Source organism: Sphingomonas sp. Root241, from assembly GCF_001428865.1.
GTDB lineage: Bacteria > Pseudomonadota > Alphaproteobacteria > Sphingomonadales > Sphingomonadaceae > Sphingomonas.
This window is the reverse complement of the sequence record NZ_LMIV01000001.1, coordinates 1,500,910-1,513,237: the sequence shown is the minus strand read 5'-3', so window position 1 is coordinate 1,513,237 and position 12,328 is coordinate 1,500,910. Positions and strand designations below refer to the sequence as shown.

Here is a 12,328-nt window from a genome sequence, read left to right as displayed (position 1 = left end):
CCCGCTGGAGCAGTATCTTGTCCGTTCGCCGTTTCTCGACCTCGATTTGCCAGCCCGTGCGGCGGGGCTGAGGGCAGCGGCGAAGATGCTCATGCAAACCCGTGAGGCCGCGCTTGCGCCGGCGGAGCCCCGGCGCCCCGCGCCGCTCTATCTGCGCATCGTCATCGCCTTGCTGGCACTTGTGGCGGTCGCGGTACCGGTGCTGCTCGTGTCCAACACGCCGCGCACGATTGTTCACAAGCGCCCGCCGGTGGTGATCTCGAAGCGGGTCGTTCCCAAGCAGGAGCTGCCGCCGGTCGATCCGCTCAAGCTGCAGGAAGTCGCCCCCGAGGATGCGCGTGCGATCAACGCCGCGATCCCCTTTTCGACCCTGCCCAACCCGGCGGCGCGCGCCTTCCACCTTTCCGGCGCCGCCGACAGCCAGGCCCGCGCCGTGGATTGCCTCGCCGCAGCCGGCTATTACGAGGCCGGCGACGATGCCAAGGGACAGCGCGCAGTCGTGCAGGTGATCATCAACCGGATGCGCCACCCTGCTTTTCCCAAGACGATCTGCGGCGTGGTCTTCCAGGGATCCGAGCGGAGCACCGGCTGCCAGTTCACCTTCACGTGCGACGGTGCGATGCTGCGCTATTCGCCGAGCCCGGCGGCGTGGGAGCGCGCCCGCGACGTGGCACGCGCGGCGCTCAACGGCTCGGTCTATCGCGCCGTCGGCCACGCCACGCACTATCACACCAACTGGGTCGTCCCTTATTGGAGCGCCAGCCTTGAGAAGATCACTGCGGTCGACACGCATCTGTTCTTCCGCTGGACCGGCTGGTGGGGCACGCCCCCGGCCTTCACGCGCGGCTATGCCGGGGTCGAGCCCAACGTGCCCCAGATGGCGCGGCTGTCGAATGCCCACCAGGGCGACACGACCAATCCGCTCGAGGCGGCGTTGCAAGGCGACGGTTCGCTCATCGATCCCGCGACGATCCCCGACAGCGCGGTACCCAATCCGGTCGGGGCGGGATTGGACGCCAATCATTTCCTCGTCGTGCTCGACAGGAAGATGAACGCCGACGCCTTCGCCGCGCTGGCGATCAAGACCTGCGGCGAACGGCTCTACTGCAAGTTCATGGCGTGGACCGATCCCAAGTTGAAGCCGGCCAAGCTCCCCGCCACCCCCGCGCAGACCGTGGCGATGTCGTTCAGCTATCTGCGTGATCAGGCGCAAGGCTATGCCAAGGCGCTGTGGAACTGCCAGCAGTTCAAGCGCCCCAGCCCGCTTCAATGCATGCGCATCCAGCCGCCGGCGCTGGCCCCGGTCGCGGTGGCGCAGCCCGTTGCGGCCGCGACTCCACTCCCCGACACGAAATCGGCGGTGGCCGGACCGGCTCCGCTGACCGGCGTGCGCCGCAAGACCGATCCCGCGCCGACCACCAAACCACCGGTGAGCTTCACGCTGTCCGTGCCCAAGGCCACGCCTACACCGACAAACTGAATCAGGCGTGCGCCACCAGTTCCTGCGCCAGCCCCACTGCGATCGGCGCGGCGACATCGGCGATATCGGGTCGGTGCAGGCCCTTTGCCCCCGCGGTGTCGATCGTCACGGTCGCAAGCCCCAGCCGCCGTTGCAGCCAGCTTCGCCGCACCGAGATCGTCTGGACGGCGGTATAAGGCACGGTCCAGTCCCGCTGCGACAGCACGCCGCGCGTCACTTGCGCGCTGCTCTCGCGCAGCCCGTAACGATGCCGCCGCCGCTGGAGCAATGCGAGCCCGACCGGCACGGGCACGAGGATCAGCCCCAGCCAGAGCAGCGGGAAGAACGCACCGGCGATTGCGAAGACGACGACCACCGGTAGCCCATGCCGCAGCGCCACGCGCAGCACATGTCCACGCGATACTGGAGTCAGCGCGTCGGCCTCGAAGCGCGGCAGCCCCGCCGCGTCGATCACTTCCGCGATCTCGTCGTCGCGCGCGAAGGGCGCCATTTCCTGTCGCCCCGAGCGGTCGTCACTGCCGCCGAGGGTTTGGAATTCGAGACTCCGCCACCCGAGCCGCCCGCTGATCGGCGCCCGGCGGACCAGCGCCAGCTGTACGCGCGCGTTGACGATCACCACTTCGCTCCGCGTCAGCAGCCCGCGCACGCGCCGGAAGCGCCCTTCCTCCGCGTCGAGCCGGAAGCCGAATTCCTTCGTGACAGTCCGGACAAGGCCCGCAACGATGCCCAATACGAGCGCCAGTGCGAGGACGGTCAGCCCCGCCTTCACGGTCAAATGGCTGCGCACTTCGCGTCCGGCGATCCCGACGAGTTCTTTCCAGTCGAATGCGATCACCTGATCCGCCGTCTGGAGCAGCGCGAAGATCGCCGCGAGCCACACGAGCGAGAAGTTGAACAGTCCATAGAGCAGCACGCGCTCCAACGGCATCGCGAACAGCGGTTTCCCGGCCTCCGCGACTTCGGAAACGGGTGCCTCGACGCTCACCGCAACCGGCGTGCGGCGTAGCGCCAGCCGCAACCGGTGCGCCTCCCGCAGCGTCACACTGTCGAGTGTCGCCTCGTCCTTGTCGCCGCCACCGGTCTCGATCCGCACCAGAGCAAGCCGGAACAACCGTGCAAGCGGCTTCTGCTCGATCGACACGTCCTGCACGCGCTCGAGCGGGATCGAACGGCGGCTGCGGTGGAGTACCCCGCTTTCGATCACGAACTCGTCGTCGGTCAGGCGGTAGGTCAAATGCCACCAGCCCAGCCAGGTGAAGAACGCCATCGCCGCGATGCCGACGAGCGTCAGCAACACGACCCTGCCGATCCCGAACTCGCCGCCGAACGCGAGCAACGCCGGCAGCGCGAGGAGCGTCGACGGCGCCGACTTGACCAGGCCGATGGCAATCGTGCCCGGATGCACCCGGCGCGGTACTTCGTCGCTCACGCCGCGCTGCCGATCCGTTCGCGGATGGCGTCGCGTACTTCCTCGGCGGTGCCGCGGGTGATGCCGGGCAGCGTCACCACGGTCTGATCGGTTCCGGCGGTGTGCAGCATCAGCCGCGTCACGCCGAAGGTCCGCTCCAACGGCCCCTGCGCCACGTCGATATGCTGGACCCGGATCACCGGCACGATCGTGTGCACTCGCGTCCACCAGCCGTGCGCGACATGGAGTTCGCGCCCGGTAAAGGCATAGCCCCAGTGCCGCCACCGCCGCGGCGGCGCGATAACCGCCAGCCAGATCCCGGTGAGAAGCGCTACGCCGGCAATCGCTCCGTGCACCGGAAGTCCGTCCGCCAGCGCGACCTCGGCAATGATCGCGGGCACGATCAGCACGAGCGCCATCACTGCGCCGCGCGCGCGCATGACGTTCAATTGGCCGCGTTCGATGGGATGCAAAGGCACGATGGTCAGGCTCATCGCCCGACCATGCTATGCCCTTGCCCGCCGCTCAAGCGGCTTCACGCCGCCCGGAACATCTCCGGATCGAGCGCCATCACGGCGTCGCTGCCGCTCTCGACCTTGCGCCGGAGCGCGCCGGCATCCGGCAGGAAGCGCTCGGCATAGAAGCGCGCCGTGACCAGCTTGGCTTCGAGGAACTTGGCATTCTCCGCGCCGCCGGCGAGGCCATCGACCGCCGCCTTGGCCATGCGCAGCCACATCAGGCCAAGCGCGACCGTGCCGGTGAGTTGCATATAGGGATAGGCACCCGCGCCGACATGGTTTGGGTTCTGGAAGCCGTTCGCCGCCAGCCACATCGTCGCGCCCTGGAGATGGCCGAGCGCCTTTTCCAGCGCCTCGGCGAAGGTCTTGAGCTTCTCGTCGCCCTTCGCCGCGGCGATCTCATCGCTCACCAGCTTGAAGAACGCCTGCACCGCACGCCCGCCGTTCATCGCGAGCTTGCGGCCGACGAGGTCCATCGCCTGCACCCCGTTGGTGCCTTCGTAGATCATCGAGATGCGGGCATCGCGGACATATTGCTCCATGCCCCATTCGGCGATGTAGCCGTGCCCGCCATAGACCTGCTGCGCGTCGGTCGCGACCTTGTAGCCGATATCGGTGCCGACGCCCTTGATGACCGGGGTGAGCAGGCCAACCAGATCGGCGGCGAGCTGACGCTCCTCCTCGGTCGCCGCGGCATGTTCGAGATCGACCTGCAGCGCCCCCCACAGGCACAATGCCCGGAGCCCCTCGGTCTGCGCCTTGGCTTCCATCAGCATGCGGCGGACATCGGGATGGACGAACAGCGTGTCGGCCTTTTCATTTGGCTCGGCCGGCCCGGTCAATGCACGTCCCTGCCGGCGGTCTTCGGCATATTGGACCGCGTTCTGAAAGGCGGTCTCGCCGACGCCGAGCCCCTGAAGGCCCACGCCGAGCCGCGCCGCGTTCATCATGATGAACATCGCGGCCAGACCCTTCATTTCCTCGCCGACCAGCCAGCCCTTGGCGCCGTCATAGTTCATCACGCAGGTGGAGTTGGCGTGGATGCCCATCTTGTGCTCGATCGAGCCGCAGGTCACTGCGTTGCGCTCGCCCAGCGATCCGTCGTCGCCGACCATGAACTTGGGGACCACGAACAGCGAGATGCCCTTGGTGCTCTCGGGCGCGCCGGGGGTTTTCGCCAGGACGAGGTGGATGATGTTGCTCGTCAGGTCGTGCTCGCCCGACGAAATGAAGATCTTGGTGCCGGTGATGCTGTAGCTGCCATCGGCATTGGGCTCGGCGCGGGTGCGGATCAGCCCGAGGTCGGTGCCGCATTGCGGCTCGGTGAGGTTCATCGTGCCGCCCCACTCGCCCGAGATCATTTTGGGCACATATTTGGCCTTCTGCTCGTCCGAGCCCTTGACCAGCAGAGCGGCGATCGCGCCGTGGGTGAGCCCCGGATACATGGCGAAGGCCATGTTGGCGGAGATCATATATTCCTGGAACGCCGTCGAGATGACATGCGGCATCTCCTGGCCGCCGAATTCCGCGGGCGCGCTCAGCGTGCCCCAGCCGCTCTCCACGAACTGCTGGTACGCCTCCTTGAAGCCGTCGGGCGTGGTCACGCTGCCGTCGTCGTGGCGCGTGCAGCCCTGCTGATCGCCCGAATGGTTGAGCGGGAACAGCACTTCCGCGACGAACTGGCCGCCTTGCTCCAGCACCGCCTCGACCATGTCGGGCGTCGCGTTCTGGAAGCCGGGCAGATTGGCGTAGCGATCGAGCCCGATCACCGAATCCAGAATGAAGCGCGTGTCGCGCACGGGCGGCGTATATTGCGGCATTTCAGGTTCCTCAGTGGCTGTCGCTGCTTGTGAGCAGTTCGACGAATTGCTGGAGCTCGGCGATGTGCGCGTCGATATCGCGCTTCTGGTTTTCGAGCAGCTGGATGCGATCGCGGCAGCGCGCGAGCGTCACTTGCTTCTGGATGCGGCGGCCGTCGTCGACATCGTAGAGGTCGATCATCTCCTTGATCTCGGCCAGGCTGAAGCCGACGCGCTTGCCGCGCAGGATCCAGGCGAGCCGGGCGCGATCGGCGTGCGAATAGATGCGCTGGGTGCCGCGCCGCTCGGGCGCGATCAGCCCCTCATCCTCGTAGAAGCGCAATGCCCGCGGCGTGACGCTGAACTCCGCGCACAGATCGGAGATGGAGAAGGCATCCTGTTCGGGACGCGGCTCGATCGGCGCCAGGGCCTCGATCGGAAAGGCGGCAGCGGGCATGGCCGCTTTATAGCTTTACCTTTACGTGAACGTCAAGCGATCAGCGCGGCGACAGTCGCGCGATCAGCCCCGACATCTCGAACACGGTGGCGCCCGCGTCGAGCGACAGCCCGGTCGCCGCACCCGCCAGCTCGCGCGCTTCGGCATAGGCGTCGAGCGCGACACGCAGCCCCTCTCCCGATCGCGTGCGGGCACGCTCGGCGATGAAGCTCGGCGAACGATGCAGGAATGCTTCGTAGCGCGGCTGGGCGGCCTTCGCGCCGAGCAGCTTGGCGAGCCGCGAGCGCACCGCATTGGAAGGATCGCCGGTTTCGGCGAGCGCGGCCATGTCGCCTTCCAGCGCGGCGAGATCGAGCCCGGCAAAGCCGAGTGCGCGGCCGGGCGAGCCTTCGCCGGCCCGCACCAGCGCCTCGATCTCGCTGGCGCTCGCTTGCGGCAGCTCGGACCGCAGGATCGCGGCGACCTGCTCGGCGGGCAGCGGCTCGAAGCGCAGCAGCCGGCAGCGCGAGCGGATCGTCGGCAGCAATTGCCCCGGCGCATGGCTGACGAGCAGGAAGATCGTTCCCGCCGGCGGTTCCTCGAGATTCTTGAGCAGCGCATTGGCGCCGCCGCGTTCGAGATCGTCGATCGAATCGATGACGACGACGCGGCGGCTGCTGAGCGACGGCTTGGTCGCGAACAAGGGCTGGAGGCTGCGCACCTGCGCGATGGTGATGGATCGCGCGAGCGCCTCTTCCGGCTTGGCCGCATCCTTGGGCAGCCGCACCAGCTCGCGGTAATCGGGATGTGCACCCGCGGCGATCAAATGCGCGGTCTGGGTGGTTTCGGGGACTTCCCAGCCGGGGCCGAGCTTTTGCGGCTCGCTGCCCTCGGCGAGCATCCGCGCCGCGGCGATGCGCGCGAATGCCCCCTTCCCCACGCCTTCGGGTCCGGCGATCAGCCAGGCATGATGCAGCGCACCGCTGGCCATCGCAGCGGCGAGCGCATCACGGGCGGATTCGTTGCCGAGGAGCATGAGGGTTTTAGACACCAATCGTCATCCCGGCGAAAGCCGGGATCTCAGGCCGCAAGCGAGCGGCAGATGGCATGAGGCCCCGGCTTTCGCCGGGGTGACGGATTAGCCGAACAGCGACGTCAGCCCCAGCCACACCCGCCGGAAAAATCCCGCTTCGCCGACATCGGCCTCGGCCACCACCGGCAGCGTCTGGGTCGGCATGCCCGGCGTCTCGACGATCAGGTCGGCGATGTGCTGCCCCGCCTTGATCGGCGCCTTCACCGGGCCGAGATAGACCAGTTTGCCGGTCATCTTGGGCGAAGTGCCCGCAGGCACGGTGGCGTTGAGATCGCGCGGCGCGACGACGCCGACGCTGCTCGATCCGCCGCCCTGCACTTCGACTTCGCCGATCCTCTTGCCCTTCGACGCGATCGGCTGCGGGCTCCATGCGCGGAAGCCCCATTGCATGAAGCGCACCGATTCCTCGGCGCGCTGGCCGTAGGTGCTGAGACCTGCGACGACCATCACCAGCCGTCGCCCGTTCTGATCGGCCGATCCGGTGAAGCCGTATCCCGCCTCGTCGGTATGCCCGGTCTTGAGCCCATCGGCACCCTGGACGCGCCCGAGCAGCGGATCGCGATTGCCCTGCGTGATCGCCTCGCCCGCGCCGAGCGTCTTGCCCCAGGTGTAGGAGGTGCGGCTGTAGAACTGCTTGTAGAGCTGCGGGTGATCCTGGATCGTCGCCTTGGCGAGATGCGCCAGGTCGCGCGCGGTGACGAAGGTGCGGCCCTCGTCGGGCCAGCCGTTCGACGTGCCGAACTGGCTGTTGGTGAGGCCAAGCTTCTTGGCCTGCTGGTTCATCAGGTTGACGAACGCTTCCTCGGTGCCCGCGATCTTCTCGGCGAGGACGACGCAGGCGTCGTTGCCCGAAAGCGTGACGATGCCGTTGAGCAGATCCTCGACGCGCGGATTCTCACCCACCGCGAGGAACATGGTCGAGCCCTGCGAATGCCACTTCTTCCACGTCTCGGGGCGGACTTCGGCGGTGTCGCTCAGCTTGAGCTTGCCCTGCTTGATCAGGTCGAACGCGACATAGACCGTCATCATCTTCGCCATCGATGCCGGCGGGATGCGGCGATCGGCATCCTTGGCATAGAGCACCGCGCCCGAGGACAGGTCCTCCAGATAGGCGATCGGCGCCGGCGTATCGAAGGGCGGAGTCTGCGCGGTGGTGGGATAAGCGACGGCGAGGGCCAGGATCGAGGCGGCGAAAAGCTTGTTCATCGGTGTCCGGGTCCCCGGGTTACTCAGTTGACGGCGATCACGCGCGCGTCCCCATAACCCGCGCGTGCGGCCCCGGCCCGTGCAGCATCCGCCTCCCGCTTTGTCGCAAAGGGGCCGAGCTGCACGCGATGGAGCCCTCCGCCCTGCTTTACGAAGCCGCCCATCCTCTGTGCAAGCGATTGCGCGTTCCCGGCGTTAGAAAGTGCGGCGACCTGAACGTAAAAGCCCCGGCCCGATGCCGGGCGTGCCGCGCGGGGCGCCGGCGCGGGGCGCGAAACGCTCGGGCGAGACACTGCGGGACGTGGCGGCGTGGCGGGCCGCGTGGTCGCCGGAGCGGGTGCGGCCGCTACCGTTGGCGCGCCGAGATGCTTGCGCAGCGCGTTGAGCAGGATCGGCGGCGTATCCGGCCGTGCCGCCGCCGAACGGCCCGAGCGGAGCGCCAGCATGTCTCCCGGACCGGCAGCGACTTTCCGCACGCGCACGGCGATCGGCCCGGCGCCGTCATGGCCGAGCGCACGGGCGGCGCCGCTCGAAAGATCGATCGGGCCGCGGGTTCCCGGCGCCATGGACCCGGTGATCAGCACCACGATCGTGCGGCCATTCTCCAGCGAGGTCACTTCGACGAGCGTGTCGGGCGCAAGTGAGGCGTGGAGTCCGGTGATGCTCGCATCTTCGAAGCCGATTCCGGCGTAGCCGACTTCGTCATAACGCTGCTCGCCCGGAGTCCGCTGCGACGAGCCGCGCGGACCGGTCGCGCTCGCGGCGGGATCGGCATAACCGTCCTGTGCGGGCGGGGGCGGTACGCTGCCCGGAACGGCATAGCTTGCGCCGGGCGCAGCCTGGCCGTTCGGAGCGACGGCGAACGCCCCGATCGCAGGCGCGTGCTGCCCCGAATTCCGGGCGGCGACCGAGCCGGGAAGCTCGGGTGCGATATGGGCAAGGCTCCGGTCCCCGCCGCATCCGGCGAGGAGGAGAAGAGCAGCGATTGCGCTAGCGTTCCACTTCATCGGCGAGCAGGCCTACCGACAAAGCGTAAAAATTCGAGCAATTATAATCGAGGATCACGCGATAATTGCCGGTGAGCAGATAGGCGGTCCTTCCCGGGCCGTCGGGCTCGAGCAGGGTCGCCTGCACATTGTCGGCGGGCCAGGCCCTGCCCTGCGGAACCAGCCCCAGCGCGCGCCACTCGGCTATCGTCTTCCAGCGGCTGTGGCGTTCGTGGACGCGCGGGCATCGCGGCGCGGTGGTGCGCCCGGCGATCGCCGCGCGGTTGAACCCGTCCGGCACGCGCACTGCGATGCCCCAGGGTTGCCCGGGCCGCCAGCCGGCATTGACGAAATAATTGGCGATCGAGGCGAGCGTGTCCGCCTCGCTGCTCCAGATATCGGCGAGCCCGTCGCCGTCGCCGTCCACCGCGAGCCTCAGATAGACGCTCGGCAGGAATTGCGGCCCGCCGAACGCGCCGGCCCAGCTCCCGACCAGCTTCTCGCGCGGCACGCCCCGGTCGATCATCTTGAGCGTCGCGATGAACTCGCTCGCGAACAAGTCGCGCCGCCGTCCTTCATAAGCGAGGCTGGCGAGCGCGCGGGGCAAATCGAATCCGCCCATCACCCGGCCGTAATTGGTCTCGTGCCCCCAGATCGCGACCATGATCGATTCGGGAACGCCGGTCTCGCGCTCGATCCGCGCGAGCCGCGGCCGCTGGCGCTGATATGCGCTGCGCCCCTGCCCGATCCGTGCCGCATCGACATGCTTCACGCGATAGGGTTCGAAGGGAGAAATCGGCGCATTCGGCCGAGTCTCGGGCTGCTGCCGGTCGAGCTCGACGACGCGGGCATTGAAAGTGAGGGTCGGGATGACCCGATCGACGGTGCGCCGCGTGACGCCTTCCGCCACCGCCTGCCGCCCGAGCGTCTGAAGGTACGCCTGGAAGCCGCTTTCGTCCTGCGCGATCGCCGGCGCCGCCGCCGGGGTAGCCAGCACCACGGCCACGGCCAGGGCCGCCACCTTCCCGATCATCGCACGCAAAGCCAACATGCCGGTTTTGTGCCACAGCCGGGCGCGGGCATGAAGCCCCTCAAATCGGCAGCCGAGCAAGATTTTGTGGCGCGCCGCCGCGGAGCGCGATAGCGGGGGCGCCAGCGGAGAGGTGGCCGAGTGGTTTAAGGCAGCGGTCTTGAAAACCGCCGTGGGTGCAAGCTCACCGTGGGTTCGAATCCCACCCTCTCCGCCAGAGACCGCCGGTTTTCCGCTTAGAAGCCGCCGCGGCTTCTCCAGCAGTCATGATTGCTTCGCGCGCAAGTTCTGGTCGCTTGCCCCTCGGCGGGGTTGCCGAAAGTGGATGTCCTTCAAGCGTCGCTGAGTGGTTTGAGGAACTGGTATTGGAAGCCAGCGACGGAGCAATCCGTCCGTGGGTTCGAATCCCACCTCTTTCGCCAACCGTGGTAATCTCAGCGATCATAAAGGAGGCGCAGTATGAAAGACCACGAGTTCGCGGAGCTTCGCGCAGCGATAGATGCAGAGATCGACGCTTTGCCTGATACCCCCTCAGGTATCAAAATGGGCTTCAGACTCGCGGGCCAATTTCTGGTTCGGGAACTGCTCACGACAGAGGAAGTCGATATGATCCTCTGGAAATGGGAAATGCGGGCCTATCGGGGCCGATACGTATATCCCGACCCGATGATGGGCGATTACGAATACATCGTCGGGAAACCGAACGCCTAATCATAACAACATCCCACGCCCGAGGGCGCAGATACTAGCAGCGTCAGGCGGAAGAAGTTCTTTGGCCCCGATGTTGTATAGCGGGGATCGGTGGCCTTGGCGCGGGCGTGGCGAGCAAGTGGAGGCGATATGGCTAAGAAGTCCTATAGTGTCGTGCTGACGATCGGGCACAACGGAAAGGGGATTCCGTATGGTGGGCACGGTGAGCTGCGCGGAGACGGCGCAGCGAATTATGGCTTCAAGGACCTTAAGGGAAACCCACACCTTCTCGCCCAAGTGCCGGAGCTTGATGACGATCCTGCGCTTTTTGATTTGGTCGAAACCATAAGCCAGCCGGAGAACGGTTTGGTGAGTGTGGGTTGCGCCGGTTGGTCGTTCTCAGAGGACAAAGGATATCGTTGGTCCGGCTACGTGGAGTTTGCCATCAACACCGCAGAAGCCATTGCAGACGCACGCAACTATTTTCCGTTGTTTTTCAAGTTTGACCAGATGCTGCATGGGAGCAGTTTCACTGAGGTAGTGAATTACCGCTGGGAGCTAGAAGGCGCTCACTTCTCGAGCGCCGATGTAGATGGCTTCACGTGCACGGTTTGGGTCTACACGCCTCATCTTCCATCAGCTGAAGAGGCGAAAGAGGCATGGCAGCGGGCGCTGCACCCGTTGATCCACTTCCTTGGCGGCTATCCGTTGCAAGAAGGGCGCCCCCTCTTCACCTCAGGGGATTGAAGAGAGGGCTAGTCAGCTTAGCGCTCTAGACCCGACGACGCAAAGCGGCGCCAGCGTCTCGTAGATCCCGCGACACCGTCATCTCTCGATTGGTCAGGCCAATTCCGGCCGCAGCGCCTTCAGACCGAGCCGATCTTGAGCCGGCGCGCCACGCTGTCCCGGCGCGCGTCCAATTCGCTGCGGGCGCGCTCCATCACTTCGAGTTCGGTCGCCGCGAGCAGATCGTCGACCACGCCGCGCAGGTGCCTGCGCATCGCGCTCCGCGCGGCGTGCGGATCGCGCGCGCGGAGCGCCTCGACGATCGGGCGATGCTCCTCGACTCGCGGGGTGATGCCGCCGCGCTTCGCCCGCGCGAACATGTTCGCGGACAAGGGCGAATTGGTGCGCAGCTCCCACAGATATTCGATCACGCTGCGGATCGCGGCATTGCCGGTCGCATTGGCGATCGCGAGGTGGAAGCGGTGATCCGCGTCCATCACCGATGGTTCGTTCGAATCATCGGCCGCCATTTCGACGAGCAACTGATCGAGCTCATCGAGTTGCTCGTCGGAAATCGATACCGCCGCCAGCGCGACCGCTTCGCCTTCGAACAGGATCCGCGCCTCGGTGAGATCGAATGCGCCGATATCGAAATTGAGCGCATCCTCGCGATGACCGGAGCCGTGATCGCGCTTGGTGACATAGAGGCCCGATCCGTGCCGCGCCTCGATCCAACCCTTCATCTCGAGCGCGATCATCGCCTCGCGAATCGTCGGGCGGCTGACGCCATATTCCTCGGCGAGATCGCGCTCGCCGGGCAGCCGCGTGCCGGGCGACCAGCGTCCCGCCTCGATCGCTTCGGTGATCGAAGCAGCCACCCGCTGGTACAGCTTTTTGCCCGTGATCTTCATAACATGCCCACCCTAGGTTGACACGGCACCCATCACAAGCGGATA

At 66.6% G+C, this 12,328-nt stretch carries 12 protein-coding genes and 1 tRNA gene; 4 read left to right on the top strand and 9 right to left on the bottom strand.

The window, feature by feature from the left end:
- Positions 1–85: 85 nt before the first annotated feature.
- Entirely contained in the window at positions 86–1,480 is a 1,395-nt protein-coding gene (locus ASE13_RS07055) for a cell wall hydrolase (RefSeq protein WP_321164330.1), read from the top strand.
- Between the two features lies 1 nt (position 1,481).
- On the opposite strand, the gene ASE13_RS07050 is transcribed toward ASE13_RS07055, so the two are convergent.
- From ASE13_RS07050 to ASE13_RS07015, 8 genes are all read right to left on the bottom strand, one after another.
- Positions 1,482–2,909, bottom strand: a complete 1,428-nt coding sequence (locus ASE13_RS07050; RefSeq protein WP_056613005.1) for a PH domain-containing protein — start codon at positions 2,907–2,909, stop codon at positions 1,482–1,484.
- Positions 2,906–3,382, bottom strand: a complete 477-nt coding sequence (locus tag ASE13_RS07045) for a PH domain-containing protein (protein ID WP_056613003.1) — start codon at positions 3,380–3,382, stop codon at positions 2,906–2,908. The genes ASE13_RS07050 and ASE13_RS07045 overlap by 4 nt, the downstream gene beginning before the upstream one ends.
- 41 nt (positions 3,383–3,423) lie before the next feature.
- Complete coding sequence (locus tag ASE13_RS07040) at positions 3,424–5,226, bottom strand: acyl-CoA dehydrogenase C-terminal domain-containing protein (protein WP_056613002.1); 1,803 nt, start codon at positions 5,224–5,226, stop codon at positions 3,424–3,426.
- Between the two features lie 10 nt (positions 5,227–5,236).
- Positions 5,237–5,662, bottom strand: a complete 426-nt coding sequence (locus ASE13_RS07035) for a MerR family transcriptional regulator (RefSeq protein WP_056613000.1) — start codon at positions 5,660–5,662, stop codon at positions 5,237–5,239.
- A gap of 40 nt (positions 5,663–5,702) precedes the next feature.
- Entirely contained in the window at positions 5,703–6,677 is a 975-nt protein-coding gene (locus ASE13_RS07030; RefSeq protein ID WP_056612998.1) for an AAA family ATPase, read from the bottom strand.
- A 102-nt stretch (positions 6,678–6,779) separates the two neighbouring features.
- Complete coding sequence (locus ASE13_RS07025) at positions 6,780–7,940, bottom strand: D-alanyl-D-alanine carboxypeptidase family protein (protein ID WP_056612996.1); 1,161 nt, start codon at positions 7,938–7,940, stop codon at positions 6,780–6,782.
- Positions 7,941–7,963: 23 nt separating this feature from the next.
- Positions 7,964–8,947 carry an SPOR domain-containing protein gene (locus ASE13_RS07020; RefSeq protein ID WP_056612994.1) on the bottom strand — a complete coding sequence of 328 codons (984 nt, stop codon included), beginning with the start codon at positions 8,945–8,947 and terminating at the stop codon, positions 7,964–7,966.
- On the bottom strand, positions 8,931–9,977 hold the full coding sequence (locus ASE13_RS07015; protein WP_082596414.1) for a lytic murein transglycosylase: 1,047 nt from the start codon (positions 9,975–9,977) through the stop codon (positions 8,931–8,933). The genes ASE13_RS07020 and ASE13_RS07015 overlap by 17 nt, the downstream gene beginning before the upstream one ends.
- Before the next feature lie 106 nt (positions 9,978–10,083).
- Here ASE13_RS07015 and ASE13_RS07010 point away from each other — a divergent pair.
- The 3 genes from ASE13_RS07010 to ASE13_RS06995 all read left to right on the top strand — a co-directional run bounded on the left by ASE13_RS07010 (position 10,084) and on the right by ASE13_RS06995 (position 11,393).
- Positions 10,084–10,173 (top strand) — tRNA-Ser (locus tag ASE13_RS07010).
- Between the two features lie 242 nt (positions 10,174–10,415).
- Positions 10,416–10,667 carry a hypothetical protein gene (locus tag ASE13_RS07000; protein ID WP_056612990.1) on the top strand — a complete coding sequence of 84 codons (252 nt, stop codon included), beginning with the start codon at positions 10,416–10,418 and terminating at the stop codon, positions 10,665–10,667.
- 129 nt (positions 10,668–10,796) lie between these two features.
- Positions 10,797–11,393, top strand: a complete 597-nt coding sequence (locus tag ASE13_RS06995; RefSeq protein WP_056612988.1) for a hypothetical protein — start codon at positions 10,797–10,799, stop codon at positions 11,391–11,393.
- Between the two features lie 119 nt (positions 11,394–11,512).
- Here ASE13_RS06995 and ASE13_RS06990 read toward each other — a convergent pair whose 3' ends face one another.
- Entirely contained in the window at positions 11,513–12,283 is a 771-nt protein-coding gene (locus ASE13_RS06990; protein WP_056612986.1) for a FadR/GntR family transcriptional regulator, read from the bottom strand.
- Between the last annotated feature and the right edge of the window lie 45 nt (positions 12,284–12,328).

Coding starts and splice junctions, on each gene's coding strand:
- ASE13_RS07035 (WP_056613000.1), bottom strand. CDS start 5,662: ATGCCCGCTGCCGCCTTTCCGATCGAGGCCCTGGCGCCGATCGAGCCG.
- ASE13_RS07055 (WP_321164330.1), top strand. CDS start 86: ATGCTCATGCAAACCCGTGAGGCCGCGCTTGCGCCGGCGGAGCCCCGG.
- ASE13_RS07040 (WP_056613002.1), bottom strand. CDS start 5,226: ATGCCGCAATATACGCCGCCCGTGCGCGACACGCGCTTCATTCTGGAT.
- ASE13_RS06990 (WP_056612986.1), bottom strand. CDS start 12,283: ATGAAGATCACGGGCAAAAAGCTGTACCAGCGGGTGGCTGCTTCGATC.
- ASE13_RS07000 (WP_056612990.1), top strand. CDS start 10,416: ATGAAAGACCACGAGTTCGCGGAGCTTCGCGCAGCGATAGATGCAGAG.
- ASE13_RS07030 (WP_056612998.1), bottom strand. CDS start 6,677: ATGCTCCTCGGCAACGAATCCGCCCGTGATGCGCTCGCCGCTGCGATG.
- ASE13_RS07045 (WP_056613003.1), bottom strand. CDS start 3,382: ATGAGCCTGACCATCGTGCCTTTGCATCCCATCGAACGCGGCCAATTG.
- ASE13_RS07015 (WP_082596414.1), bottom strand. CDS start 9,977: ATGTTGGCTTTGCGTGCGATGATCGGGAAGGTGGCGGCCCTGGCCGTG.
- ASE13_RS06995 (WP_056612988.1), top strand. CDS start 10,797: ATGGCTAAGAAGTCCTATAGTGTCGTGCTGACGATCGGGCACAACGGA.
- ASE13_RS07025 (WP_056612996.1), bottom strand. CDS start 7,940: ATGAACAAGCTTTTCGCCGCCTCGATCCTGGCCCTCGCCGTCGCTTAT.
- ASE13_RS07020 (WP_056612994.1), bottom strand. CDS start 8,947: ATGAAGTGGAACGCTAGCGCAATCGCTGCTCTTCTCCTCCTCGCCGGA.